This is a genomic window from Roseibium sp. HPY-6 (assembly GCF_040530035.1).
GTDB lineage: Bacteria > Pseudomonadota > Alphaproteobacteria > Rhizobiales > Stappiaceae > Roseibium.
The window spans coordinates 609,885-636,357 of sequence record NZ_JBEWCD010000001.1; the positions used below are offsets into that span (position 1 = coordinate 609,885).

General features: G+C 57.0%; 25 protein-coding genes. 16 read left to right on the top strand and 9 right to left on the bottom strand.

The window, feature by feature from the left end; all coding sequences use genetic code 11:
- Window positions 1-106: 106 nt before the first annotated feature.
- Both ABVF61_RS02990 and ABVF61_RS02995 read right to left on the bottom strand, forming a co-directional pair.
- Window positions 107-2,005 carry a S8 family peptidase gene (locus ABVF61_RS02990; protein WP_353992041.1) on the bottom strand — a complete coding sequence of 633 codons (1,899 nt, stop codon included), beginning with the start codon at window positions 2,003-2,005 and terminating at the stop codon, window positions 107-109.
- A gap of 40 nt (window positions 2,006-2,045) precedes the next feature.
- Window positions 2,046-2,318 carry a hypothetical protein gene (locus tag ABVF61_RS02995; protein ID WP_353992042.1) on the bottom strand — a complete coding sequence of 91 codons (273 nt, stop codon included), beginning with the start codon at window positions 2,316-2,318 and terminating at the stop codon, window positions 2,046-2,048.
- Between the two features lie 349 nt (window positions 2,319-2,667).
- Here ABVF61_RS02995 and ABVF61_RS03000 point away from each other — a divergent pair, with 349 nt between their 5' ends.
- The 3 genes from ABVF61_RS03000 to ABVF61_RS03010 all read left to right on the top strand — a co-directional run bounded on the left by ABVF61_RS03000 (window position 2,668) and on the right by ABVF61_RS03010 (window position 4,600).
- Complete coding sequence (locus tag ABVF61_RS03000; protein ID WP_353992043.1) at window positions 2,668-3,156, top strand: LysM peptidoglycan-binding domain-containing protein; 489 nt, start codon at window positions 2,668-2,670, stop codon at window positions 3,154-3,156.
- 350 nt (window positions 3,157-3,506) lie between these two features.
- On the top strand, window positions 3,507-4,028 hold the full coding sequence (locus ABVF61_RS03005) for an aggregation factor core (RefSeq protein WP_353992044.1): 522 nt from the start codon (window positions 3,507-3,509) through the stop codon (window positions 4,026-4,028).
- Window positions 4,029-4,411: 383 nt separating this feature from the next.
- Window positions 4,412-4,600: a hypothetical protein gene (locus ABVF61_RS03010; RefSeq protein WP_353992045.1), complete on the top strand. Its 189-nt coding sequence runs from the start codon at window positions 4,412-4,414 to the stop codon at window positions 4,598-4,600.
- Between the two features lie 84 nt (window positions 4,601-4,684).
- On the opposite strand, the gene ABVF61_RS03015 is transcribed toward ABVF61_RS03010, so the two are convergent.
- Complete coding sequence (locus ABVF61_RS03015) at window positions 4,685-5,140, bottom strand: RrF2 family transcriptional regulator (RefSeq protein WP_353992046.1); 456 nt, start codon at window positions 5,138-5,140, stop codon at window positions 4,685-4,687.
- Between the two features lie 136 nt (window positions 5,141-5,276).
- On the opposite strand from ABVF61_RS03015, the gene ABVF61_RS03020 reads away from it, so the two are divergent.
- Genes ABVF61_RS03020 through ABVF61_RS03030 form a run of 3 tightly spaced genes read left to right on the top strand, consistent with a single transcriptional unit; the run spans window position 5,277 to window position 7,338 of the window.
- Window positions 5,277-6,740, top strand: a complete 1,464-nt coding sequence (locus ABVF61_RS03020) for an MFS transporter (RefSeq protein WP_353992047.1) — start codon at window positions 5,277-5,279, stop codon at window positions 6,738-6,740.
- A complete protein-coding gene (locus ABVF61_RS03025; protein ID WP_353992048.1) occupies window positions 6,709-7,104 on the top strand; it encodes a class I SAM-dependent methyltransferase in 396 nt (131 codons plus the stop codon). Before ABVF61_RS03020 ends, ABVF61_RS03025 begins: the two co-directional genes overlap by 32 nt.
- A 24-nt stretch (window positions 7,105-7,128) precedes the next feature.
- On the top strand, window positions 7,129-7,338 hold the full coding sequence (locus tag ABVF61_RS03030) for a hypothetical protein (RefSeq protein WP_353992049.1): 210 nt from the start codon (window positions 7,129-7,131) through the stop codon (window positions 7,336-7,338).
- A 60-nt stretch (window positions 7,339-7,398) separates the two neighbouring features.
- On the opposite strand, the gene rpsD is transcribed toward ABVF61_RS03030, so the two are convergent.
- The gene (gene rpsD, locus ABVF61_RS03035) at window positions 7,399-8,016 is read right to left on the bottom strand and encodes a 30S ribosomal protein S4 (RefSeq protein WP_353992050.1); all 618 of its coding nucleotides are present in this window, start codon (window positions 8,014-8,016) and stop codon (window positions 7,399-7,401) included.
- A 621-nt stretch (window positions 8,017-8,637) separates the two neighbouring features.
- Here rpsD and ABVF61_RS03040 point away from each other — a divergent pair.
- Window positions 8,638-10,434 carry an EAL domain-containing protein gene (locus tag ABVF61_RS03040; RefSeq protein WP_353992051.1) on the top strand — a complete coding sequence of 599 codons (1,797 nt, stop codon included), beginning with the start codon at window positions 8,638-8,640 and terminating at the stop codon, window positions 10,432-10,434.
- Here the strand turns inward: ABVF61_RS03040 and murI are convergent.
- The 3 genes from murI to ABVF61_RS03055 form a co-directional block, all read right to left on the bottom strand.
- On the bottom strand, window positions 10,431-11,276 hold the full coding sequence (murI, locus tag ABVF61_RS03045) for a glutamate racemase (RefSeq protein WP_353993658.1): 846 nt from the start codon (window positions 11,274-11,276) through the stop codon (window positions 10,431-10,433). The genes ABVF61_RS03040 and murI overlap by 4 nt on opposite strands.
- Before the next feature lie 236 nt (window positions 11,277-11,512).
- Window positions 11,513-12,322 carry an RNA methyltransferase gene (locus tag ABVF61_RS03050; RefSeq protein ID WP_353992052.1) on the bottom strand — a complete coding sequence of 270 codons (810 nt, stop codon included), beginning with the start codon at window positions 12,320-12,322 and terminating at the stop codon, window positions 11,513-11,515.
- Between the two features lie 53 nt (window positions 12,323-12,375).
- Window positions 12,376-13,257 (bottom strand): LysR family transcriptional regulator, encoded by an 882-nt coding sequence (locus ABVF61_RS03055; protein ID WP_353992053.1) that lies wholly within the window; start codon window positions 13,255-13,257, stop codon window positions 12,376-12,378.
- A 93-nt stretch (window positions 13,258-13,350) separates the two neighbouring features.
- On the opposite strand from ABVF61_RS03055, the gene ABVF61_RS03060 reads away from it, so the two are divergent.
- Window positions 13,351-14,430, top strand: a complete 1,080-nt coding sequence (locus ABVF61_RS03060; RefSeq protein WP_353992054.1) for an L-dopachrome tautomerase-related protein — start codon at window positions 13,351-13,353, stop codon at window positions 14,428-14,430.
- 70 nt (window positions 14,431-14,500) lie between these two features.
- On the opposite strand, the gene ABVF61_RS03065 is transcribed toward ABVF61_RS03060, so the two are convergent.
- The gene (locus ABVF61_RS03065; protein ID WP_353992055.1) at window positions 14,501-15,673 is read right to left on the bottom strand and encodes an adenylate/guanylate cyclase domain-containing protein; all 1,173 of its coding nucleotides are present in this window, start codon (window positions 15,671-15,673) and stop codon (window positions 14,501-14,503) included.
- 775 nt (window positions 15,674-16,448) lie between these two features.
- Between ABVF61_RS03065 and ABVF61_RS03070 the strand changes: the two genes are divergently transcribed.
- The 4 genes from ABVF61_RS03070 (at window position 16,449) to ABVF61_RS03085 (ending at window position 21,128) form a co-directional block, all read left to right on the top strand.
- The gene (locus ABVF61_RS03070) at window positions 16,449-16,877 is read left to right on the top strand and encodes a DUF2267 domain-containing protein (protein WP_353992056.1); all 429 of its coding nucleotides are present in this window, start codon (window positions 16,449-16,451) and stop codon (window positions 16,875-16,877) included.
- Between the two features lie 61 nt (window positions 16,878-16,938).
- A complete protein-coding gene (locus ABVF61_RS03075; protein ID WP_353992057.1) occupies window positions 16,939-17,493 on the top strand; it encodes a hypothetical protein in 555 nt (184 codons plus the stop codon).
- 215 nt (window positions 17,494-17,708) lie between these two features.
- Window positions 17,709-18,257, top strand: coding sequence for an STM3941 family protein (locus ABVF61_RS03080; RefSeq protein ID WP_353992058.1), 549 nt, complete (start codon window positions 17,709-17,711; stop codon window positions 18,255-18,257).
- 654 nt (window positions 18,258-18,911) lie between these two features.
- A complete protein-coding gene (locus ABVF61_RS03085; RefSeq protein WP_502949926.1) occupies window positions 18,912-21,128 on the top strand; it encodes an NADP-dependent isocitrate dehydrogenase in 2,217 nt (738 codons plus the stop codon).
- A gap of 896 nt (window positions 21,129-22,024) precedes the next feature.
- Here ABVF61_RS03085 and ABVF61_RS03090 read toward each other — a convergent pair.
- Window positions 22,025-22,963 (bottom strand): AraC family transcriptional regulator, encoded by a 939-nt coding sequence (locus ABVF61_RS03090; RefSeq protein ID WP_353992060.1) that lies wholly within the window; start codon window positions 22,961-22,963, stop codon window positions 22,025-22,027.
- 180 nt (window positions 22,964-23,143) lie between these two features.
- Here ABVF61_RS03090 and ABVF61_RS03095 point away from each other — a divergent pair, with 180 nt between their 5' ends.
- From ABVF61_RS03095 to prfH, 4 genes are all read left to right on the top strand, one after another.
- On the top strand, window positions 23,144-23,515 hold the full coding sequence (locus tag ABVF61_RS03095; RefSeq protein WP_353992061.1) for an SPW repeat domain-containing protein: 372 nt from the start codon (window positions 23,144-23,146) through the stop codon (window positions 23,513-23,515).
- A 198-nt stretch (window positions 23,516-23,713) separates the two neighbouring features.
- The gene (locus ABVF61_RS03100; protein ID WP_353992062.1) at window positions 23,714-24,199 is read left to right on the top strand and encodes a YHS domain-containing (seleno)protein; all 486 of its coding nucleotides are present in this window, start codon (window positions 23,714-23,716) and stop codon (window positions 24,197-24,199) included.
- A gap of 362 nt (window positions 24,200-24,561) precedes the next feature.
- Entirely contained in the window at window positions 24,562-25,758 is a 1,197-nt protein-coding gene (locus ABVF61_RS03105) for an RNA ligase RtcB family protein (RefSeq protein WP_353992063.1), read from the top strand.
- The gene (gene prfH / locus ABVF61_RS03110) at window positions 25,755-26,396 is read left to right on the top strand and encodes a peptide chain release factor H (RefSeq protein WP_353992064.1); all 642 of its coding nucleotides are present in this window, start codon (window positions 25,755-25,757) and stop codon (window positions 26,394-26,396) included. The genes ABVF61_RS03105 and prfH overlap by 4 nt, the downstream gene beginning before the upstream one ends.
- Window positions 26,397-26,473 lie beyond the last annotated feature (77 nt).

Sequence of the window (26,473 nt, forward strand, 5' to 3'; positions counted from 1 at the left end):
CATAGCGAAATGAAAAGACCTGCCAGACGGCAGGTCCCTTCGTTCTTTTTTTCGAAACGACGTTTCGTGAACTTTACGAGGGCAACAAATAGCCCACGCGGGTAGTTCAAACCGGCCGATACTGCTGCGCTGTCATATCAAAGGCAAATCGCGTATCAATGCCCCGGATCTCGGCAATAAGATCGAAATTGTCGCTGCCTGTCGAGGAATAGCCCTCATCGACGTAAAGCCTGCCGAGCCCGTCCGCCGCGATGCTGCCCCACCAGCGGTAGCGCGAGCCGCCCACCGGTCCCGCAATCTCGATCGCCTGCCCTGCGAGCGAAGACACGCGGAACATGATTGCCATTTTCGATAGGATACCGTCCGCATTCGCCTGCACGGGCTGGGCGGATACGAGTGCCTGCTGCAAGGCAAGCGTCGAATGGGCTCCGACCAGCTGCGGGCTAATGTCGATGAACGCGCGGACCTCCAGCGGCCGCCATCTTTCAACTTCGCGCCGGAACGCGGTCGAACGTCTGTTTCCGCCTACGCCGAAGAGCGCACCTGCGAGCGCGGGGATATCGGGACGGTTACCGATACGCTGCGTGGCCGGGCGTCCGGGCGCATCCTGCTGCGGCGAACCGGTTGTCCGAAGCCCATTGCGCAATTCATCCGGCGTGAAAACAGGCCTGTTACGCGCGCGCGCCATACCCTGCACGCAGGCCAGTGCACCCGTGACGATCGGTGACGCGCTCGAGGTCCCGGAGAACGTATCCGTGTACCAGAGGTCCTCATCGCCGCCGCCCTGCAAATCGCCATAGCCGCAGGTCGTGACCTCGCGGCCCCAACCCTGTGCGTCGACCAAGGCGCCGTAATTCGAAAACCCCAGCCGGGATCTGTCAGGTCCATGGGTCCGCCCGTGCGTTCCAGGAGGCGGCGCGCCCGCGCCGACGACGATGGCACCCGAATCCCGGTTCGCCCGTCTGAACGGGTTGGTCCAGCCCGCCGGAAAACCGAACCCTGGCGTTTCATACAGCGCATCATCGAGATCTTCAGCTCCGTTTCCGGCCGCCTCCACGACGATAATGCCGCGCCTGGAGGCATTGAGAATGGCAGCAAAATCGTCAGGCCACCATTCGACGGCGATGTAACCACGCTGATCGGGCCTTAGACGAAAATTGTGCCTGGGACCGGGCCGGTGCATTTCCAGAAGTAGAATATCCCCGGCATTAAGCCTGGCTGCGGCGTGATTGATTGCGCCAGCGGAACCGAGTGTCCGGTGCGAAACCGCCGTGCAGATCGCATCCGGAGAAATTCCGGTGACGCCAAAGGGATTAACATCACCGCCATATTCACCGAGAACCGCGGTGCCGTGATTGCGCCAGCTCACATCGTTGAATTCGACACCTCCCACGACACCGCCCTGCCGCTCGGTCAGGTCTTCATGGCTGAACCGCCATGCTCCCTCGATATCGGTAATGTGAATTCCGGCACCGCGGCCACCAGCCTGGTTCCACGCCCAGCGCGCGTCGACGCCGGCAGGTGCCGGGTCCAGGTAAATCTGACGTGCGACAAAATTTGGCGTTGCCGGTGGCGGAACATCCGAAAGCGCGACCATTTCATTCATCGCGGCTTCGACACCCTTCGCTTCTTCGGGCAGTTCCACCGGTGGCTTTATGTAGACACCTTCGAACAGATCGTTATCGAGCAGCTCTTTCTGCAGATCTTCTAGGTCCGCGTCCGGTGCGGTCAGTTTGTAAAAGCCCGAGAGGTTTTCAAGCGGTGCCATGGCGTGAGGTGCATGAGCGGCAACAGCTGCCTCCACCCGTTCTTCCGATGGACCGAATAAAGGCGCGGCGACGCAATTGTGCTTTTTCAGCGCCTTCTCCGCCTTCGTCGTTTTCGTCCCGCCCAGGGAACGAAGCGAAGCGCCGGCCATGCGCAGACCCACATCGGGTTTGGCGACAGCAATGAGCTCCGGCTGACGTGATGGCGCTGCAGTAACTTTCCTGGTCTTCCTGGCCATTGGATTTCCTCCTGTCTGGAGGACGGACTGACCGGCAGTATTATGGAAGCCCCAATTCAGGCTTCATCACGACAGATAAAACTCCGTCGATTTCCCTTATTTTTTCGGCAAATTCACCGGCCCGTTCGTCCACAAAAAACGATACAAAATAACTGTTGCCCGTATCGGAGTTGGGCGTTGCAAGACTGAAATTCGAATGCGCGTTATAGGTTTTGCTGTGTCTTGCCAGCTCTCTCGCCTGGTCACCTACCGGCTCACCCTTTTGCAAGTCGAACAGCAGGAAATCAGACATGAGAACAGCGATCTCAGCCAATGAAGCAACCTTCAAAACAAACAAATAACAGAATAAGTCTATGATCAAATTTTATGCATGACAACAACATGTCACGACGCTCAAAGATTCAACTTAGCAAACAACCAGAAGATGCCGTAGCGGCAAATCAAAAAAAGGATTTGAAATCAAAACACATCTGGAAAAAATAAAACCAATTATTCAACACTATTTCGAATCCGACTTCAAAAATTCAACAGAAATGACGTGATTAAAGAGCATATTCATAAGTTGTACCTATGAATCATCCACGATAGCGTTGTAATCTTCACCTTGCCTGCCAGTCGTTCGGACTGAATGAACCGGCGGTGCAATGTGGGAGGTTTTGAAAATGACGGTTACTCTCGATATTCAGCAGCCACAGCCTTTTGATCTTGTCGGCTCAACGATTTTGATTGCAGGCAATGCGACCGCGTTCGAAGGCACGCTAAGCATTCGCGTTTCGGAAGGCCATGATGAATACACGTCTTTCACAAATGTCGGCTCGCTTGGGCTCCGGCAGTTTCAGGCGTCGATTGCAATTCCTGATACCAACAGCTTCCAGCTTAACCGGCTGTTCCTGACGCTTGCCGACGATACGGGCAACGAGAACGGCCCGTCGGTTGTCATCCCGGTGCTCTTTGGCCCGAAGATCCTGCCCGGATATGGCGGCTGGCAGCCTTACACGGTTCAATCAGGAGACACGCTGAGCCAGATCGCGCAGCAGCAATACGGCAATTCGAACTTCCAGCCGATTTTTGAAGCCAACCGGCATATTCTGAGCGATCCGAACGTCATCTTCCCGGGTCAGCTGCTTCGCATACCGCGCAACGATATTTGAGTTCTTTCGGCTGCCTTAAGAGGATGCAGCGCTCCACGAAACTTCCGGCGAACGTCCGCCCGCATATCGCGGGCGGTCGATGGAAAAGCTGTGTCAGCGGCGCAAATTCAAGCAGTCATCGGCGCTTCTTTAAAACCACAATCGATCAAGCATCTGAAAAACAAAAGTTTTTTAGATAACAAAAGACCTTTTCTCGAATTCTCGAACCGCAGGGCAAGTCCACTCGTATCACTTTGCGAGACGCCGATAAAAGCTTCTGCACCATCGGCACTCAAAAGGAAACGCCGGACGTTTCGAACCGGCAAGATCAAAGTGTCGAACTGAACCCGATGAGAAGGATGCGTCATCACATGAAACGACAAAACACCCGATTTGCCGCCCTATGCGCAAGCCTGTGTATCGGAAGCCTGACAGCAAGTGCAGCGCTTGCAGACCTTGCCGTGCGCTTTGACGAGGGCGCTCCCAAAGACAGATTCAGTTTCGAGAATGTCGGAAGCTGCACCATAGGGTCCTCCGAGCTGACACTGGATATCTCAGGTTCGGAAGCGGGCCTCATTTTCGATACGACCGACACGGGTGCGGGCGTGGAAGTTTACCAGCCGCTTGAAATCGTCACAGGATCTGAGTCGCTGACCGCCGTGACACCGGTTGCAGATGGTGACAAGACCATCACGCTCAGCATTCGCGAACTGCAGCCGGGTGACACCATCGCCTTCACTATCGATGTCGATGACACCGCAGGACAGCGCGAGATAACGGTGTCCGGCTCAGAAATTGAAGGAACCGCCCTGGTTCACAAGGCCGATGGGCGGACATCGTCGGCGGTCATTTCGTCCAACGCCAAAGCACTGATCAAAACAGGGTCCTGCTAAAAGGGAGCCCGACCGCTGATTTGCGGTCGGGCTGTTTCTAAACGCGTCTAGCGGAAGCAATCACCGCTTTTGGAAACCGGCCTTTCAGGGGCGGCTTCACTCACACTTACTCTGCGTCCAAATCACGTTCGCTCTGAAAGATAGAAATCGGAAAACCGGTCGACAAAGTCGGCAGGAACCGACTTCTCCACCATGCCGGCCTGCAGGGGTTTGAAAGTTAAAATTCCCTTGTCGAAAACTTCAGGTTCTTGACCAATTGCAGAGGCGGTTTCTTAACGCACGAAAAATAAAGTGTCCGGAAAAGTGTTGCAGATCACAGTCTGGCAAGAGCCTTTGACCTAGTTTTCATTAACGGACGACACAGTCACATTGGAGAGATCGCCATGAGCAGTCTGAATTCCAACACAGGTGAAAAACTTGCTGGCGAAAAGCTTGGCGAAATCCAGCCTGTTACCGTGACTGTCTGGACCGACTGGTCGCGCGATACCCAGAAAGACTCAACGCCCGTCAAGGCTTATCAATTGCGCTCCGTTGCCACCGCAGGCTCGGTTCGCGGGAACCCGTTTCAATAACCAGCCCGCACAATTAGCCTGTAGACGCAGCAGCTCACTTTGCCTTGCGCGCACGCCCTGCCCTGTGGATCGAGGCATCTCGTTTCATGAGTGTGAAGTGCCGCTTCGCTGCTGAAACGCCTTGATCGTTTCCGCATGCGGCGCGATAAGTTCGGCGACCGTCATTTTTGCCAACTCATCCTGAAAAACCGATCGCGCTGCTTCAAGCGCATCGGCTGTTGCCTTGTTGGCCGCCTTTTCAAGCAGACAGGTCGGATTGTCCGATGATGGCCCCACCGCGAAAAGCTGCGGGGCGCCCAAGGCGGCATAAACATCTGCGAGCGAAATCTCGGTCAGTGATTTGAGCAGATACCAGCCTCCGCCATGTCCCTTTGTCGAAGCGACAAAGCCGGCATCCCGAAGTCCGGCCATAACCCTACGCACAAGTGCAGGATTCGTGGCCAGCATCTCGCCGATCTGTTGCGACGTGACCGGGCTATCAATCTGGTCCAAATGCAGCAGGACATGAAGCACTCGTGGCAGGCGGCTGTCGGTTGGCAAGTCTCTCTCCGTTTTCTCGGATCATAGATGACACGAGGATTTGTGACAAACAAAGTTACAAGACATTGACATGCGTATTCATGAAACTTATTAAGTTACGTGACTCGTTTCCTTCTTGCCCGACCGGAGTTTTCGCATGTCGCTTGTCGCTGCTGACCCGGCCATCGGTGCGCGACATCGCCCCCTGGCCGTCGCGGCCCTGTTCCTGGCCGCCTTCATGAACATTCTCGACGTAACGATCGTGAACCTTGCCCTGCCCGCGATCCGAACCGAACTGAATGCAACGACAACCCAGCTGGAGTGGGTTCTGATTATCTATGTCCTCACTTTCGCGGCGGGCCTGTTGCCCTTTGGTCGCTTCGGCGACTCTTTTGGTCGAAAGCGCGTCTTTTGCGTTGGTGTCGGTGGATTTCTGGGAAGTTCGGTGGTCTGCGGTCTCGCGCCGGATATCCAAACCCTAATTGTGGCCCGAGCCGTCCAGGGTCTTACGGCAGCGATGATGATCCCACAGGTTCTGGCGATCGTGCACGTGATCTTTTCTGCCGAAGAGAAAGGAAAGGTCATCGGGCTTTTTGGAACCGTCAACGCACTTGGTGCGGTCGCAGGTCCGCTGCTCGGAGGCGTTCTCATCACTGCCAACATTGCCGGACTCGGGTGGCGGCCGATTTTTCTGATGAATGTGCCGTTCTGTCTGCTGTCGCTGATTATCGCACTGCGCTTCGTGCCGAGGATCGAGGTATCGGTGCGAACAAGACCCGATTGGACAGGCGCAGTCCTGTTTGCCGCTGCAATTGGCTGCGTCATCTACCCCCTGACCGAAGGAAGGCATCTCGGCTGGCCGTGGTGGTGTTTTGGACTGATTGTCCTCGCAGCTGCTTTGGCGGCGCTTTTCGTTCACATGCAGATGCTGCATGCGCGGCTGGGTCTGTCACAAATCCTTCCCGCCAAACTGATCTCCGACAGCGCCTTTATGCGAGGCCTTGTCATCGTGACCGCGTTTTTCTCGGGCATTGCCGGGATCCACTTCATGTTGGCGATCGTGCTGCAGTCCGGATTCGCCCTGACGCCTCTACAAGCGGGCCTGGCAACAGCTCCTCACCCGATTGGCGTCATGATCGCGTCAACGCTGACAGGCCGTCTGGGAAATCGTTGGCTTCAGATGCGCATGGTTGTCGGCGGCGGTCTCCTTCTTGTCGGCATGGTCTGGGTCAGGAGCGTGCTTGGCCAGAATTCAGCGGATATCACCTTTGCTGATCTGTTCCTTCCCATGCTCGTGGTTGGCTTGGGCATGGGCACCGCCATTGCCGCCATGTTCCAGTCCGTGCTTATCCGCGTCTCTCCGGCTGATGCCGGCGCTGGGTCGGGCGTTTTGCAGGCCGCACAGCAGGTTGGCATTGCAGTCGGCATCGGCATTGTCGGGCAGATTTTCTTCGCAACACTCGACCCGTCGGAAAGTCGCACCGACTACGTGCGCGCGGCCCAAACGGCTCTGCTTTTCCCGGTCGGGATCTATCTATTGCTTGTAATCACAGGCGTTTGGAATGTGTACGAAAACAAAAGGTCACGTCATGAAGCCCAAAGAAAACCAGTCGCCCATTGAATTTTGGGAAGAGGTTTATGCAAATGCATCTCCGCGCACCAAAGGGCAGCCATCAGCCGCATTGGCAAGATTTGCTTCAGATCGCCTGCCCGGTCACGCCTTGGAACTCGGTTGCGCAAAGGGCGACGATACCGTCTGGCTGGCGAACAAGGGCTGGACGGTTGTTGCCGTCGATATCTCGGCGACCGCCCTTTCCTATGCCGAGGCCAATGCGCAGGCGCATGGTGTTCTCGGCAAGATCGATTTCCAGCAGCACGACCTCGCCCATTCGTTTCCTGACGGAGAGTTTGATCTCGTTTCAGCAATGTTCCTGCAAACCCCATTTGAATTTGCGCGCGAAGCGGTCCTGAAACAGGCGGCCTAAAGCCTGAAAAAGGGCGGACTGTTTTTGGCTGTAACCCACGGGTCTAGACCATCTTGGTCCTGGGACAAATCCAACGCGCCCTTCCCTTCGCCGCAAAAGCGTTTTCAGGATCTGGATCTGATCCCGACGCATTGGCGGGATGTGTTTGTCGGAAACGAGGAGCGCATCGCGACCGGTCCCGACGGCCAGACAAGCACGGTAACGGACACTATCGTCTGCCTGGAACGCCGCTAGTTGACGCACAAAAAAAGCCCGCCAGACGGCGGGCTTTCCTTGAACTGTATTCGGCGCTGATCAGCGCGAATAGAACTCAACCACCAGGTTCGGTTCCATCTGCACCGGATACGGTACATCGGAGAAACCGGGGATGCGGTTGTAGGTAGCGGTCATTTTGGAGTGGTCGGCATCGACATAGTCCGGCACATCACGCTCTGCGGACTGGACTGCTTCCAGAACGAGAGCAAGCTGCTTGGACTTTTCACGAACTTCAACGACATCACCCGGGCGCAGCTGGTAGCTCGGGATATTGACGCGCTTGCCGTTGACCTTGATGTGGCCGTGGTTGATGAACTGGCGGGCCGCAAAGACGGTCGGAACGAACTTGGCGCGGTAGATGATCGCGTCGAGCCGGCGTTCCAGCAGGCCGATCAGGTTTTCAGACGTATCGCCTTTCAAACGCGACGCTTCTGCATAGACCTTGCGGAACTGCTTTTCGGAAATGTTGCCGTAGTAGCCTTTCAGCTTCTGCTTGGCGCGGAGCTGAACACCGAAGTCGGACAGTTTGCCTTTGCGGCGCTGGCCGTGCTGGCCTGGGCCGTATTCGCGCTTGTTGGCCGGGCTCTTCGGACGACCCCAGATGTTTTCGCCCATCCGGCGGTCGAGTTTGTATTTAACGCTGTGGCGCTTTGACATCGCGGTTTCCTTTGAATTCGCGTTGTTGTTCTAAAAGGAAACGCGCCCTCCTTTATCTTCCCGATGCCCAGAGGATACCGTTCGGATCGACAGGGGCTCAGCTAGACGGCGCCGGCTGAACACCCACGGGTGCGTAGATCCGGGAGACATTTGTCTGCCGGACCGCGCGGGAGATACAGCCTATATGGCGAAATGTCAACGCCGCACCCCGCGCTCCACTGGGCACTCTTCCCGTTCGCCACCTTGCAACCTGTCTTCCCGATCAACAGGTTCGGGCAAAGCGCGCCGCATGCGGTTTGAGGCGGAACAGATCCGGCAACCCAAAGATGAAGTCACCTTAGGACACTTACCCGTATGAAGTGGTACTGCAGACCTCGTGAAAATACTTACAAACCGCAGAATTCCGCCACTTACCTGCAGAATCAGGTCATTTTGCGCCTTCGCGCCCGTCTGTTCCCATAAACAGGGAAAAACAATGCATACATTTAGGGAATGTTAATTGGGGTTTTTCACTATGCAATCCGGCCCACAACCATGGATAATTATATCAGTGGCTATTGAGCCGACACGTCGCGTCATATATCGGAACCTCTCAAAACGGACTTGGTAGCAGGACTAAGGATGACATCGGATCGAAGTTCAAATCAGAAGACAGACGGCCAGAGTTCGGGTACGGCCCCGCAATCGGTCAATGCTGTTTTCGACGATTTGGATTATACGCTCCAGCCCATCGTGGATATCGGAACGGGTGTTGTCTATGGCTATGAAACCCGGGCTCAATCACTGAACGAGCAATTCACCCGGTCAAACCAGGTTGAAAACGCAAGCGCGCACGAGAGCGCCGGTTTGCCCGGCGCAGCCGTGGAACAATTCAGAAAAGCCCTGAAACGCTTTGGAAAACTGCGGATTGCTCAGGGAACAAAGCTCTTTTTCAAACTGGATGGCTCCGAACTCGGCCGGAACAGTGACTTGCACACTCAAATGGCGACCCTGGTCCGCGATGCAGGCCTGCAGAACAACCAGGTCTGTATCGAGTTTGCGGAACGCAATCACCTGACGATCCCGGATGCCACCCAACGCGCAATCAATGGTCTGAGGCAACTGGGCTTTCTCATCGCATTGGATAATTTCGGCCGCGGTGCATGCGAACTTGGTCTGCTACACGACATATCTCCGGACTACGTAAAGATCGACGACTTTTTCCTGAGCAGGGTCGACAGCGACCCGCGCCGAAAACTGTTCGTTACCACCGTCGCCAATCTCGCACACGTCCTTGGCGCAAGGGTGATCGCGCAAGGCGTCTCGACAGAACAGGAGTTCAAAGTCTGTCGTGACGTCGGCTGCGATCTTGTCCAGGGGGATTACATTGCCCCATCGTTTCTGAAACCCGCCTCGGCAAAGCTCTTTTACGACCACGTACGCGGCCCGTCAGCCGGCCCTCAAAGAAAGCGGGAACAGGACCGGATCAGGAATGAGCTCATTCAACTTCCGACAATTTCCATCACAGCATCCCTGAGCGATCTTATTGACATGGTCGTTCACAATCAGGACGGAACCGTCATTCCGGTGATCGATGCCAACATGGAACCGCGCGGACTGATCCACGAACGCGATCTCAAGGCCTATCTCTATTCAGGCGGTCAGGACGACGGAGATTTGCGTCCCCCGCTGGATACGCCAATGCGCTCTTTTGTGCGCGCTTGTCCGATTGCCGACATCGATTCCAATGCGGACATGCTGCTCGTGACCTTTGCCTCGTCGATCAACTCCGACGGGATCATTATCACCGAGAACTTTCGCTATGCCGGTTTTCTGTCCGCAACCTCACTTTTGAAAATCATTCACGAAAAACGTCTTCAGGAAGCTCAGGACCAGAACCCCCTTACCCGCCTGCCCGGCAACAGCGCCATTTCACGCTATATCGCCGATATCGCAAAAATAGACGCCCAGGACAGGCATCTGTGTTACCTGGATTTTGATAATTTCAAACCCTTCAACGATACCTATGGCTATCGGCAAGGCGACCGGGCAATCATCCTGTTCAGCGAACTGCTGCAGCGCCACATCTCCGGATCAGGCACTTTCCACGGACATATTGGCGGCGACGATTTTTTTGCAGGTTTTCAGAACGCAGACCAGACGGATGTCGCGGCACGCATGCTTGCCCTGAAGCGTGCCTTCCGCGACGATGTCGAGAGTTTTTATGATCCTGAGCACCGGGAACGCGGCTACATGGAGGCTCAGGACCGGTTCGGGACCACACGGCAGTTTCCATTGCTTCAGTGCTCGATTTCCATCTTGAGCCTTGCGCAGGGCGTCACTCTTCATCCAGATACGCTCAATCATGAAATCAGCGAGCTGAAACTTGAAGCGAAGCGCTCGGATGACGGTATCGTCGTAAAAAGCCTCGCCGCCTAACGCGGCCCGATTTCCTCCAGCACAAGACCGAACCCCGACAGCAGTCTTGAAAGTCCCGGTTCGCGCGGATTGGACGTGAACAGCGCACGATCTGGAGCCGCTGACGGGGCAACCGCGGCCTCATCGCCCAGAACCCGTACGAGCTGGCGCGCAATTGCTTCCGCCGGATCGAGCCAATCGACCGGCCAGGGTGCAATCTTGCGAAAACGATTGGCCAGAAACGGGTAATGTGTGCAGGCAAGGACCACAATGTCTGTCCGCCGCGTGTCCTGTTCCAGAAAACAGTCCGCGATTTCGCCCAAGAGTTCCTCGTCGGACACTTCAGAACCGCGCAGGTGCTTTTCAGCAAGAACTGCGAGACTGTCGGACCCGACAAGCCGCACGTGGCATTGGCTGGCAAAACTTTCGATCAGGCTTCTCGTGTAGGTTCTGCGCACGGTTCCAGGGGTCGCCAGCACGGATATCAACCCCGACGAGGTCTGTTCTGCTGCCGGCTTGATAGCGGGAACAGTGCCGACAAAAGGTATAGCCGGATGCGCTTCCCTGAGCGCTTCGCCCGCAAGCGTGAAAGCGGTGTTGCAGGCAATCACCACGGCCTTCGGGTCATGTGTGGCCACCAGATCGGCAAAGAGACCGAGGATCCGCGATTTCAGTTCCGGCTCAGGCCATCGCCCGATCGGAAACGCGGCGTCATCCGCCACATAAATCAGGGTTTCATAAGGTAGAAGATACCGCGCTTCACGCAGAACCGTCAGTCCGCCTAGACCTGAATCGAAAATCAGCACAGGGCGCTGCGAACTCACCGGTCTCTCCCAGGGTACGGACCCATAAATGAAGTTGATTTGGTTTGAATCGTTTTGGCCAGATGAAAGGAGCGAATGCGCAGGAAATGTGGTTCATTTTCCAGCCTTCCGCGACGCGGAAGGTGGCCAAAACGGCCAAATCCGAAGGACGGCAAAATGGCTTCACTTCGCAGCGTCAACGTACTTGACCGGGCACAAAGCCCGCTCTTCGCACGTTTCCTCGCGAGAATTCGCCATTTCTGCCGCCAAATCAGATCCATTTATGCGTCCGTACCCTAGTCTTCACCACCCTCGCCGCGGTCCTTGCGCGGACGCGTTGAGCGTTTTTCCAGGGAAGCAACCACTCCCCTGAGAGCGCGAACTTCCTGTTCGGTGAGTTCTGCTTTCTGGAAGATGTTGCGCAAGGTGCGCACCATATGCGGCCGCCGCTCGGGTGGCCTGAAAAAGGTGACGGAATCCAGCGCCCCCTCGAGATGCTCGAAAAAGCGAAGGACGTCATCCTTCTTTGCAGGAGGGTGCTCTTCTTGCGACAAAATGAAGGGCAGCGCACCGGACGTTGCCGTCTTGCGCCACTCATAGGCGCACACGAGAACCGCCTGCGCTATGTTGAGCGATGCGAAATCCGGATCGACCGGCAGCGTGACGATTTCATCGGCAAGCGCCACTTCCTCATTGTTGAGCCCCCAACGCTCGCGGCCGAACAGATAGCCGGTAGCATGTCCGTTCTCGCCAAATTCGACTGCCTTTTGCGCAGCTTCGTCCGGTCCGCGCACCGGTTTCGGCACCTCCCGAGACCGCGCTGTCGTGGCATAGACGAATTGCAAATCGGCTATCGCGGCTTCGACGCTGTCAAATACCTGTACCTTGTCGATCACGTGATCGGCCCGGCTGGCGGCAGCGCGCGCCTTTTCACTCGGCCAGCCGTCGCGTGGATTGACGATCCTGAGATCCACAAGGCCAAAGTTCGCCATTGCTCTGGCTGCGGTGCCGATATTCTCGCCCAGTTGCGGTTCGCACAGGATCACCGCCGGCGGCCTGGCGGAAACTGCCCGGGCCTCTTCTCTGATCTTTGCATTCTTGCTCATGGGCCGGGGATGTACCGGTTTATTGAAAAGATGAAAAGCGTGGCACAGCAGAATTACCGCCTGAACGCACGCTTTGCCACATCGTTGAAGGCTTTTGTCTTGCGGCCTGTTCGGCTTTCGGCGGCAAACACAAACCAGATCGGCGCCTCGGGCGCGTGCAGGCAGCCGGGCAGCACTTCGAGTAAGGAGCCTGTTTCCAATTCTTCCCTGACCGCCATTCTGGACTTGATAGCCAGCCCAAGCCCCTCAACAGCGCCAACCGTCAGCATGTCAGAGTTTGATACGGCAATGCTTCTTGCGACAGAGAATTGGCGCTTTCGCCCCTTTGCATCATTGACGTCGAACCGTGTTTGCCAGGGCAGACACACCCATGGAAACTCGCGCAGGTCTTCAACACTTTCCGGTACACCGAAAGCCTGGAACAGCGCGGGAGAAGCGCAGATGATGCGATCATTGTCGCATAGCTTTTGAGCGACAAGTGAACTGTCGGCAAGCTGGCCGACGCGAATGGCACAATCCTGTCCCTCCTCGACCAGCGGTACAAATCTGTCAACGGCGAGGAACTCGATCGTAAGCTCCGGATTCTCTGAACGGAATTTTCCAAGCACAGGCATTATGAAGCGTGACAGGATCCACGGCGACATGGTCACGCGCAGATGTCCGCGCAGTTTTGCTGTCCCGCTGCCGACATCAAATTCAGCCTGTTGCAGATCGTCAAGAATGGCATCGACCCGCTCCAGAAACACCTGGCCTTCATCCGTCAGCCGGAAGGTGCGGCTGTTCCGGTGAAACAGGGTCACCTTGAGTGCCTGTTCCAGTTTTGTGATCCGGTGGCTTGTCGTCGCTGCCGAAATCCCGAGCTGACTGGCAGCTGATGTGATGCCGCCATATTTGGCAACAGCAACGAAGGTCTGAAGGTCGGGGATACTATACATTTGAAAAATTCTAACGCTGCTTTCGAAATTGAGGGAATTCTTTTCGAATTCTAGAACGATTAAACCGTCCACATCAATATCTGGAGGACGCTCATGAAACGCTTTTTCGCCGCCCTTGGCATCAGCACCGCCCTGATCCTTCCCGTCGCTGCGGAAGGTCTCGAAACCTATCTGAGCTTCGACAAGTCGACGCCACCGGGTAACCTGGCGATTGGCCCGGATGGTCGCATGTTCATGTCGGTGCACGAGTTTTACGGCCCGGAACTACGTGTCGTTGAGGTGATGAAGGACGGTTCGACCAAACCTTACCCGACCGAAAACTGGGCCCGCGCGCCGCAGGAGGACGGTGACGGCCTCAACGGTGTCCTTGGACTGCGTGCGGACCGGGACGGCATTTTGTGGATGCTGGACGGCCAGGGCGAAAACCAGACCGGGCGCATTGTTGCCTGGAACACCAAGACCGAACAGCTGCACGGTATTTATTATATCGGTGCGCCGGTTTCACGCCCCACGTCTTTCCTGAATGACCTCGCCGTCGACCGGGATCATGAAGCCATCTACATTTCAGATACCGGTGACGGCGCGAACTCGGCCCTGATTGTCGTCGACCTTGAAACCGGCCGCGCACGCCGGGTCCTGGAAGGATCAAAATTCACGACGCCGGAAGACACACCGATGGTCATTGACGGGCGCGAGATCCTTTTGGGCGGCAACCCCGCCAAGATCGGTGTGAACCCGATCACCGTTGACCCGACCAACACCTGGGTCTATTTCGCGCCGATGACGGCAAGTGCGATGTACAGGGTCAAGACCGCAGATCTCCTCAATGAAGAGCTGAGCGAAGAAGACCTGGTCGAGCGTGTCGAGCGCTATGGAGACAAGCCGATCTCCGACGGATCCACCGTTGATACAGGCGGCAATGTCTACATTACCGCAATGACCGACAATGCCATTGGTGTCACGAAGCCGGATGGCAGCTATGAAGTCCTGTTCCAGTCCGATGAAGACCTGCCCTGGCCGGACGGCTTCTCGATCGGCGCGGATGGCTATGTCTACGCGACCATCAACGAGCTGCATCGTTCGCCGGTCCTGAACGGCGGGGAAGACGCCTCGCTCGGGACCTACCGGATTGTCCGTTTTCCCGCTTTGAGCGATGCGGTGAGTGGCCGCTGACGCATTTAGGCCAATCAAGCCCAACAGCAATGCCCGGCAGGAGTGGCCTCATCCTGCCGGGTTTTGTCTGTCACGCTTGCGGCATTTCCCGGATAGGCACGATGATCTGGGTCTTGTCGAAGCCCTTCAGCTCAAATGCGGGGGCATTTTCTTTCGATATCCCGGCAAGATCCGCAACGCGTTCGGACACCACGGTCTGTCCGCTGACAAGGACTGCCGACGCGAGCAGCCGCGCAGCAAGGTTGACCGTCGGGCCGATCGCCGTGAAATCCAGCCTGTCAGAGGCTCCGATATTTCCATATTGCAGTGGCCCGATGTGAACGGCAGCCCTGAAGGGTGGAACAGTCCCGGAAAATTGTGGTTTGTCCGCGCCACCGGACGCCTCATCGAGAGCGTCGAGGGCGCGTCGGCAGGCGTCGCGACTGTCAGAATCGTCCAATATCGGGAAGATCGCCAGCAATCCGTCGCCCATGAATTTCAGCACCTCACCACCACGATCAACGATCGGCGGCACAAGGCAGTCGTAAAACCTGTTGAGGCGGGCCAACACATCTTCTGCTGTTGCTTCGTTTGAAAACTGAGTAAAGGCGACAAGATCAGCGAAAACCACACAGGCAGATATTTTTTCAATATCTCCCCGGTGAACGCGCCCTGACAGGATCCGGTTGCCACTGTCGCGTCCGACATAGGCGGACAGGAGATTTGCCGCATTGAGCCGGAGCATATAGGTCTCGGTGAGACGGGCCAGCGGCAACCGTATTTTTTCCAGTGCCGCCATCATGGCCTCGTCAAAGCCACCTTCCGCTTTCGTCGCAAAACTCACGAGATGGGTCTCGCCGGTCGTGAAAAAGAGCGGCTGAACGACATAGTCCGTGACGCCCTCCTCCCGGAATTGCGTCAGGATGAGGAAATCATCCGGGCACTCAGGATCACAGAGCTTTCGCCGCAGGGTCGTGCCCGTCCTGAGCACAGTCGGTAATGGGTTGTCGTGATATTCAGCCCCGTCAAAAGCTCTGAGATCCGCATCGGACTGGTCGACGCCCTCACCTTTGAGCCAGCGGAACCTGCGTCCCTGAAGGTTGGGATGAAGCGTATAGATAAAAAGCGCAAACCGCTCGATCGGAACGCCGGCTCCCAGAAGTCCCTCGCAGATCTTTAAAACGATCTCGCGCGCATCCGCACTCGGCCGCGCACCGTCCAGCATCCACCAGAAGAGGTTATCGAGTTTTTGTTCGTCGAGCATCAAAGGCTCCGGACAGTTTTCCTCGTTCCATTTTCCCTGCGTCAAAGCTGTTTGTCATCCCCGGTGCGATTGCGATGAACCGTTCCGAGTTTATAAGCTTCATCACCGAGTCAGCGGTGTACTGGTTCCCGGATCTGCGCTTCGCTGCGTCCGGGATGACAATTGGAACGAACACCGCCACACCCTTTGCCGTCCCGGACTTGATCCGGGACCCGCGCACTGATGTTTGACGAGGTATCGACAAAAGGCCAAGGCGGCTCCCTTTGAATACCTTGTCATCCCTGGAAAGGCAGGGATCCAGTAAACACTGGCCCATCGGCAAAACCAGAAACGCTGCGGCGTACGGGTTCCCGGCTCGCGCTCCGCTTGGCCGGGACGACAATTGGAACGCACACCGGCACACCCTTTGCCGTCCCGGACTTGATCCGGGACCCGCGCACTGTTGTTTGACGAGGTATCGACAAAAGGCCAAGGCGGCTCCCTTTGAATACCTTGTCATCCCTGGAAAGGCAGGGATCCAGTATTCGCAGGCCTCTTGGTCAAAGCAAAATGGTGAGTTGCACTGGGTGCCAGCTCGCGCTCCAGGTGGTCGGAATGACAATTGGAACCAACACCGCCCCGTTCGCCGTCCCGGACTTGATCCGGGACCAGTGTGCGGATTCCAATAGCCCCCCCAGGACCACGTTCGCTGCACCAGATGCACATAGCCCGGATGACAGCGGGCGGTAATTGAGGTCAATTCGAGCGATGCAAATCGAGCAATAAGGCCGCCCTCATGCCGATGCCCCAGACTTATTTTCAGGCCTCCCGGGACTTCGATGCCTTCATTCAGGACGTGCGCGACACCTGCATGCTCCAGACCCATCATCAGGCCTACCATACGCTGCGTGCGGTTCTTCATACCTTCCGGGCGCACCTGATGACGGAAGATGCGCTGCGCTTTGCGAATGTCCTTCCTGCCGTAACAAGAGCGATCTTTGTCGAAGACTGGACCCCGAACGAAACACCACCTCCCTTTCCGGAGCGCGTTGCTTTGATAAGCGAGGTCAAGTCCGTGCGACGGGATCATAACCTCGCCCCGGAGAGCGCAATCGAAGATGTCGCGGCGGCGCTCAGGCGATCATCCCTCGATGAACGAGAGCTGGATAGGGTGCTGGCGGATTTGCCGGAGGGCGCGGCGGAGTTCTGGACCATCGCCCAGTAACGCAATTTTAAGGACTGGCAAAGTCACACTGCAATCAGTGATATCAGAACCGCAATACCAGATGAAAGTCGACACAAACCAGATTTACATAGTCGGTTTTGCAACCGGCAAGTTCGTGAAAACAGTTGTGATCACGGGAGTGCCTTTGATCGTGGTCGCATTTGCGATCTACAAAACGCTGTTCAAAGAAGACATCTCAAACGCCTTGCATCCTGTCGAACTGGCCCTTGCGGTCTTGACGGCGGGTGTTGTCGTGCTGGCCGTTACTTGCGTTCGCAATTTTGGAAAACCAATCCTGGAGATTGGTCCGGCCGGCTACCTTGATAGGAGGTGCTTTCGGAAACCCATTCCCTGGTCGTCAATACGAGGCATCTCTTCAAGAACAATTACTGCCGGACGTTCTACCCTCACCAGCCTCGTATTCCAGGTGGACAATCCCGAAACACTGAACTGGCGACCAATACACCGTTGGATGCATTGGCTCAGTCGCAAAGCAGGCTCCGGTGAATTGTTTGAATCCCATGTGAACATGTTGGCTATCTCCGGCGATACGCTGGAACACATTGTCAACACCTACGCAGATGCATGGGGCCAAGGCGGCGACGCGCTGAAGTGACGTTGATCGCACCAGATTTATCCGCCCGATCTACAAAGCGGCCTCGATAGTAGTAGCCGCACGATCCGGGTATCCCGGCATGAACCTGACTTCCCAATCAACGCAAAAACCTGCGAATTTATGTGCATCAGTCAAACCGGCAGTACAATTGAACACGATGTCTATTCTATGTACCGTTCGAGCGCTTCTCGAAACGTTCCCATACCGAGGAATACGTGGCTTTCGACCCTCAAAAAACCATCGAATTCAAACGCTCTCCGGGCAAGACGCTGTTGAAGCTCTCCTTGAGTATTCCATTCGTGGTGTTCGGCATCTTCCTGGCGGCCGACAGCTTCGATGGTCCCGACAGCGAATATTCAGGACTTGCCCTGGGTCTTTTCAGCGCCGGATTTTTTGGCTTCCTCGGTGTCTATGGTCTCGTTCAGCTTTATCGCAATCCGGATCAGAAAATCGAAATCGGCCCGAACGGTATCCTCGATCAAAGGATCTCAAAGGTACACCTTCCCTGGTCGGAAATCGAATTCATAAGCGTCTGGAGCAGCCGGGGGGCTTCCTTCTTGATGCTGGAGCTCAGCGCCGACTTCGAGGCAACGCTCGATCAATCGTGGCGGTACCGCTTGTACAGAACCGCAAATAGTCTGGTCGGCGCACACGGCCATTGCCTGAACCCGGTGGGGTTTGCGGTCGGGTTCCAGGAGCTCCGCGAAACCATAATGGCCTATGCGAACGCCCACGATTCTCCGGCGTCCTATGCCTGGGACTGACAGATCGCTCACAAGATGAAGGGCAAGAAACGCCTGCCCTTCACTGGGCAGGACCCGCTGCGGCGTACTTCTTCCCGGCTCGCGCTGCGCTTGGCCGGGACGACAACTGAGACGAAATCCGCCCTCCATTGCCGTCCCGGACTTGATCCGGGACCTGCTCTCAGCACTATCTTGCCCCCGGCTCTAGGCCGGGGCGGCTCCTCTAGAGGAATTTGTCATCCCTGGGAAAAGATTACTGAAATATATATTGATGAGTTTGGGTTCTTTAGCATGCTTTTCGTTGAATTTACGGATCGGAGTTACGTTCTTCGACGCTACCGGCTACTGAAGAATACTTGGCTACTTCGCGGGGCTCGTGCCAGCGGTTACTATCCGCTCTGCGGATTGGCTTTCGATCGCGAAAAGTTGGGTTTTCCTCTTGATCAATGTTCAGCCGTTTTTCGCGACCCGCCAGACAATTTAAGGTAGTCCGCTTTGAGCGTTGTCGATAGACATTTCCCGCCCGTTTGCTAGAACGTGCCCGATCAACAGCCTTTGTCTTTAGAAGGGCTGGCTTTTGATTGCGTACAATTGTATACGCTGGTCGCAAACCGACCCGGGGACGCCGAAAAGTCCTCGCCGACCTCACTTCGAACACTGGGAATTGTGAGCACCATGGCCGATATCATCTACACCAAGGTCGACGAAGCGCCCGAACTGGCAAGCGCCTCCTTCCTGCCCATCATCCGCACTTTCACAAAGGCGGCCGGGCTTACCGTGGGCACGCGGGACATTTCCCTTGCAGGCCGCATCCTGGCGAACTTCCCGGAATATCTGACAGACGAGCAGAAGCAGTCCGACGCGCTTGCCGAACTCGGCGAGATGGTGAAGCAATCGGACGCCAACGTCATCAAGCTGCCGAACATCTCCGCGTCCCAGCCGCAGCTGAATGCCGCCATCGCCGAACTGCAGTCGCAAGGCTACAAGCTGCCCGACTATCCGGCTGAACCGGCAAACGAGGAAGAAAAGACCGTCAAGGCGAAATACGACGCCATCAAGGGTTCTGCCGTGAACCCGGTCCTGCGTGAAGGCAACTCGGACCGGCGTGCACCAAAGGCGGTCAAGGAATATGCCAAGAAGAACCCGCACCGCATGGGTGCGTGGGCGTCTTCCTCAAAGACCCATGTCGCTACGATGGGTGAAAACGACTTCTTTTCCAACGAAAAGTCGGTCACCGTTCCGGCCGTTTCCACCGGTGCGGCCAAGATCGAATTCGACGCAAAAGGTGGCGATCTGACGGTGCTGAAGACCGATTGGCCACTGGAAGAAGGTGATGTCATCGACGCGACCTTCATGAGCGTCAAAGCGCTGAAAACGTTCCTGGAAAAGGAAATTCAGGACGCCAAGAACCAGGGCGTTCTGTTCTCGCTGCACCTGAAAGCCACCATGATGAAGGTCTCCGACCCGATCCTGTTCGGCCACTGTGTGAAGGCATTCCTGAAGGATGTCTTTGACAAGCACGCAACGACCTTTGGCGAGCTTGGCGTCAATCCGGATCTCGGTGTCGGCGACCTGGAAGCAAAAGTCGCAACGCTACCGGCGGACAAGCGCGCGGAAGTGGAAGCCGACATCAAGGCTGCGCTCGAGGGCGGACCGGATCTTTACATGGTGAACTCCGACAAGGGCATCACCAATCTGCACGTTTCCTCCGACGTCATCATTGACGCTTCCATGCCAGCGCTGATCCGCGCGGGCGGCAAAGGCTGGGGCCCGGATGGCAAGGAACATGACGCAAAGTGCGTTATCCCGGACAGCTCTTACGCCGGCGTTTACTCCGCAGTCATCGATTTCTGCCGCGAAAACGGCGCGCTCGACCCGGCGAAAATGGGCACCGTGCCGAATGTCGGCCTGATGGCCCAGAAGGCAGAGGAATACGGTTCACACCCTCAAACCTTCAAGGCACCCGCCGACGGCACCATCCGCATTGTCGATGAAGCCGGCAACACGCTGATCTCGCATGAGGTCGAGGAAGGCGATATCTGGCGCGCCTGCCGCACCAAGGACGCACCAATCCGCGACTGGGTAAAGCTTGGCGTCACCCGCTCGCGCCTCTCCGGCATGCCGGGTGTCTTCTGGCTCAATGAGAACCGTGCCCACGATGCGGAGCTGATCAAGAAGGTCAACGCCTACCTGCCCGAGCACGACACGTCTGGTCTGGACCTGAAGATCATGGCCCCGACGGAAGCGGCGAAATACTCCACCGAACGGATCGCTCGAGGCGAGGACACGATCGCGATCACTGGCAACGTCCTGCGCGACTACCTGACCGACCTTTATCCGATCCTTGAAGTCGGCACCTCCGCCAAGATGCTGTCCATCGTGCCGCTGATGAACGGCGGGGGTCTGTTCGAGACCGGTGCTGGTGGTTCTGCTCCCAAGCATGTCCAGCAGCTTCAGGAGGAAAACTACCTCCGTTGGGACTCGCTCGGTGAATTCTGCGCCCTCGGCGCGTCGCTCGAGCATCTCGCCAACGCAAAGGACAATGCCAAGGCGCAGGTCCTGGCCGATGCCCTCGACGCAGCTATCGAAGGCCTGCTCGACAATGACAAGTCCCCGGCGCGCCGGGTTGGCGGCCTCGACAACCGTGGCAGCCATTTCTACATCGCGCTTTACTGGGCAAACGCCCTTGCGGCCCAGGACAAGGATGCGGAGCTGAAGTCGCACTTCACGCCGATAGCCCAAGCGCTGTCTTCCAACGAAGACAAGATCGTCGGCGAACTCAACGGCGTCCAGGGCTCCCCGGCCGACACCGGCGGCTACTACCACGCGCCGCAGTCCAAAGTCGACGCGGTGATGCGCCCGAGCGCGACGCTGAACAGCATTATCGGCTAGTCGATCGGTTACGACAAGGATCTTGAGGGGCGGATTTTTCCGCCCTTTTTTGGATGAAGTCTGAGCAACTCCAACATTTTGGACAGTTAACAGTCTGCGTCCTCCCGGACTAGATCCGGGATCCAATCCACGGCGCTTCGCACCGGACAGGCGAGTGTTGGAAAAAAGAGGTGCCTTCGAGTTCATCCAAGACCTGCTCTGGAAACGATTGGATCCCGGATCGTCGCGCCGCTCCGTCCGGGATGACACCTGAGGAGAAGGTGAACCGAAGAGTTTGCAGCACATCCTTCGAGACGGATCTGACGATCCTCCTCAGGATGAGGCCGGAGGATTGGCTGGTGCCTGCTCAGGATTTCAGCGTCCGTTGTGATGTGCAAACACACGTCAGCACACCCTCACCCCTCATCCTGAGGAGCCGCACCGCGGCGTCTCGAAGGATGGGCCGCAAACTCTGAGTGGGCCGCGTATCCTTCGAGACGGATCGAGCGATCCGCCTCAGGATGAGGCCAGAGGATTGGCTAGCGCTTGCTCTGAGTTTCAGCATCCGTTGTGGTCCGCAAACAAACGCCTGCAAACTCTCACCCCTCATCCTGAGGAGCCGCGCCAGCGGCGTCTCGAAGGATGGGCCGCAAACTCTGAGTGGGCCGCGTATCCCTCGAGACGGATCTAGCGATCCGCCTCAGGATGAGGCCGGAGGATTGGCTGGTGCCTGCTCAGGATTTCAGCGCCCTTTACGGTCAGAAAAACGAACCCCAGCACATGCTCACCCCTCATCCTGAGGAGCCGCACCAGCGGCGTCTCGAAGGATGGGCCACAAACTCAGAAATCACTGCTTCAGACAACTGATTGCTCCGCTGGCTCAAGGCTATCAACCGAGGTTATTGTCAGATCCGGCGTCACGCATTCCCCATGCGACGCATCTGGCCCGGTGTCTGGTTGAACTGGCGCTTGAAGGCGCGGTTGAAGGCGGCTTCCGAAGCATAGCCGATCATCTCGGCGATATCGATCAGCGGCAGGTCGGTTTCGCGGATGTCCTTGCGGGCCTTTTCCATGCGCCAGTGCGTGACATAGGCAAGTGGCGTCATGCCGACGAGTTCGGTGAAGCGTTCCGCAAAAACCGTCCGTGACATGCCGGCCTCGCGTGCCAGCGTCTCAACGGTCCAGGGCTGCTCGGGCGCTAGATGGATCTGGGACATGGAGCGTCCCAGCTTCGGATTGAGGACGGCGGCGAGACATCCTGCCCTGTCGCCCTGCTGATCGACAAACGTGCGCACGACCTGGATAAAGATGATCTCCGTCAGCCGATGCACGATTGCGTCCGACCCCGGCAGCGTCGCCCGGACTTCGCTGGCGACAAAACGCATCACCGTTTCCAGCCAGAATGCGTTCATCGTTTCCGTATTCGGCACGTGAATGACCTCAGGCAGCGCGTCGAGGATCGGATGTACCGAGCCGTCTTCGAACTCGAAATGCCCGCAAAACAATTTGCAGCTCTGTTCCTCGTCCGATCCGCCGAAATAAAGCGCCCCCTCACCCGTATAGCCCGTCTCCTGAAGCACCCGGTCGACGGACGTGGCCTCCCGCCCGATCTCGTCGCACAGGACGTGTGCCGCCCCATGCGGGATGACCACCAGGTCCCCGGTCGAAAGGTAGATCGGCGCAGCGTGACCTTCGACCTTCAGCCAGCAGGCGCCGCGCATTGCCATATGGAATCGCGCGACGTTTCCGAACGCAGGCACTTCCACAGCCCAAGGCGGCGAAAAGCTGGTGTGAAAGTAGATCGATCCGCGCAGCTTCAGCGCGTCAAGGATCTGGCTGAGGGCGTCATGTCTCATGTTTTTCCATCGTCAGGTTGATAACGGCTCATTTTTGCGATGCATGGAGAGGTCTCGCAAGCCTCCCGGACGATCAGTCAATTTTCGGGGACTTTCGTGCATGGATCAGTCGACCGCTACGGATCATCTTTAGCCCCGAGAGGCACTCGCCTCCCACCAGTCATTATCCAGGAGTTCGACATGAACATTCGCTTTGTCACAAAAACCATCCACGCCTATCTCGACTATCCTGTCGCAATCGCCCTCATCGCCCTGCCGATGGTGCTCGGTCTCGGTCAATCCAGCCCGATTGCCTTCTGGCTGTCAGTTGTCACCGGCATTGCGGCGCTGGCCCTGACCATTCTGACAGACCACGAGACCGGTCTGATCCGGGTTCTGCCCTATTCGTTTCACCTGATCGTCGATTTCGCGGTCAGTGTCGTCTTCCTCGCAGCCCCGTTCGTCCTCGGCTTTAAAGGCATCGACTTCGCCTACTACATCGTCAACGCGCTTGCCGTCCTGACCGTCGTGTCTCTTCACAAGCCGGAGGTCAGCGAACCGCGCCTCGCGTAAAACAGTAACCCTCCCCGCACCCAGACCTGAAAACGCCGGCTCTCAGCCGGTGTTTTTCTTTTTTGAAAGCTCCCGGACGATCTGCAAATTCAGGCGGCGTGTCGCGCATGGATCAATCTGAAGTCTGAACGCAAAGTATACGTGGCTGGCGCATAGGCCGGCAGAACATCATTCAGATCCAGATCAGGAGTAGTCTAAATGTCCTTCTCAAAAACACTCGTAGCCGTCACGCTTCTTGGCATCGCAAACCTGTCGGGACCTGCCTTTGCCGCCGACGAATACAACACCTCCAGCGGTCTGACCGCTGCCGGTGCCCCGCTCGGCATGCACGGCGTTGACCCGGTCGCCTTCGTCAATCTCGGCAACCGGATCGATGGCGCCGCCCGTCATACGGCTGTGCATGACGGCGTTGCCTACTATTTCTCCTCCAAGGAAACCATGGACAAGTTCACGGCCGACCCGGCCGCGTACCTGCCGCAAAACGGCGGTTTTTGTACATTCGGTGTTTCGGTCGGAAAGAAATTTGACGGCGACCCGCAATTCGCTGCCATCGTCGACGACAAGCTCTATCTCTTCCTGAACGAGGAGATCTTCCGCGCGTTCCAGAAGGATGAGGCAGGCACCATTGCAAAGGCCGAGGAGAACTGGGTAAAGATCCGCTCAACCGCTGCCAAGGACCTCTGACAAGGTCTGCACCTCTTCAGGTGCAAACCTTGGCCAAAGATCAGGCGCGCCCGTTTGGGCGCGCCTATGTGTTTGAACAAAGACGTCTCTTATAGGCGCGTGGCAGAACCACAACACTCTGGTGCAAACAGCCAGTTTAAAGGGCAGACTAGTTGTGCAAAGCCATTGCAGCGCCTATGTAATCGGCACCGCGCGACGCGGCACCAAAACTTTTGAAAACGGGACAACAACATGACCACCATGTTCTGCGCGCCCAATAGGGCGGCAAACCTGAGCTGATCTGCGATAGCAGTGCGGCGAAGGCTATCGGGGCAAGACTGACTTGCACCTGACGCTTTCCTGTTTTCAAAAGGGTTCCCAACATGGGCACTTCTCAAAAGGAAGGGCACGCGTCTCCACAAGAAGCCGCGCCCATCCATCGATTTTATTCTGAAGCCACCTGGATTGAAGGCGCAGCCGAAGACCAGCTCGATGCCGTGTCGAAAATGTCCGGCGTCTCGCATGTCGCGGCTTTTCCGGACCTGCATCCAGGCAAATACGGTCCGGTCGGCAGCGCAATCCTCGCTGACCGCATCTATCCTCAGCTGATCGGCAACGATATCGGCTGCGGCATGAGCTTTTTTGTGCTCGACCTGCCGGCCCGCAAGCTGCGGCTCGACAAGGCGGCGCAGAAATTCCGCGCCCTCGAAGGGGTGTGGGATGGCGACGCAGGCGCTCGTCTTCTGAGTGAGGGGCTTCCAGCCGATCTGCACCCACTGGCACTCGGCACCATCGGCGGCGGCAACCATTTCTGCGAACTGCAGGAAGTCGAAGCCGTCGCCGACGGGCAAGTGCTCGCCGATCATGAAGTCAAAAAAGGCGATCTGATGCTGCTGGTACATTCCGGCTCCCGCTCACTTGGAATGACGGTGTTCAGCGCGGTGCTGGAGCAATTCTCGGGGATGGACCCGAACAGTGAAGCCGGCAAGGACTACCTGTCAGCGCACCGGGACGCCGTCCGTTGGGCCAGCCTCAACAGGCAGCTGATCGCCGAAAGAGCCGCGAAGGCACTCCGGTCCGATCTTCGTCTGCTGTCGGACGCGCCACACAACCTGATCGAAGTACGCAAAGGCGAGATCCTCCACAGAAAGGGGGCCGCAAAGGCTGATCTTCCACTCGTTCCCCTCGCCGGGTCGCGCGATGCGCTCAGCTTTGTTCTCGCCCCGGAAGGAGGCAATCCGGGCGCTCTTGCCTCGCTCGCCCACGGATCAGGACGCAAATACGATCGCCGCTCGATGCTTGGCCGCGCAGGCGCAACGCGGACCGATCGGGAAAATCTTGCCAGAACATCCTTCGGAGGACAGGTGATCTGCGAAGATCGCCAGCTGCTGGTCGAGGAAGCACCCAATGCCTACAAGGATCCGAAGCAGGTTCTGGGTGATCTTCAAACTGCTGGTCTTGCACGGGCCGTCGCAACCCTCAAGCCGTTGCTGACCTTCAAGAAAGCGGTCAGTCAGGAGCTGACGGACGCAAGACAGGAAAAACGTCAGCGCTTGAAAAACCGGAGGGGGATGCGATGACGCCGCGCAAGAAATTCCATCTCCTCGTAACAAGCGGGGATGGTCCACGCGAATGCCAAAGGGCGGTTGCCCATGTCGTTCGACAGATGGCGCGGGAGGCTGCGCAGTCCAACGTCGGGTTCAGCGTCGATTTGCCGACGGATCAAGCAGGCAAAGTTCCAGCGTCTGCACTGATTACGCTGTCTGGCAGCAAGGCGGCTGAGATGTCACGACGCTGGTATGGCACAATCCAATGGATCTGCAAGAGCCCCTTCCGCCCACATCATAAGCGCCGAAACTGGTTCGTAGGCGTTTTCGCAGTCCAGCACGGCGATCTTCCGAAGGTTGATCTGTCGCCGGATGCTCTCAAGATTGAAACCTTCCGCTCCGGCAGTCCAGGCGGCCAGCATCAAAACACCACGGACAGTGGTGTCCGGATCACCCACCTTGCAACCGGGCTTGTCGCCATTTCGACCGATGAAAGATCCCAGCATCGGAACCGTGAAGTCGCCCTCGACCGACTGAAAGCGCGCTTTCTTCTCAAACGAGAAGAGAGCCTTGCCCGGGACCGGTCAGCCCAGAACCAGTTGCACAGACAGCTGGAACGCGGCAATCCGGTTCGGGTGTTTCAGGGGGAAAAGTTTCTGGAAGCTAAGTAACTCTTGCCGAAACCAGCCGCAAGGACCGGCAGAACTGACGTCACAATCCTCAAAAACTGCTGACAGCCTGCGCCCAA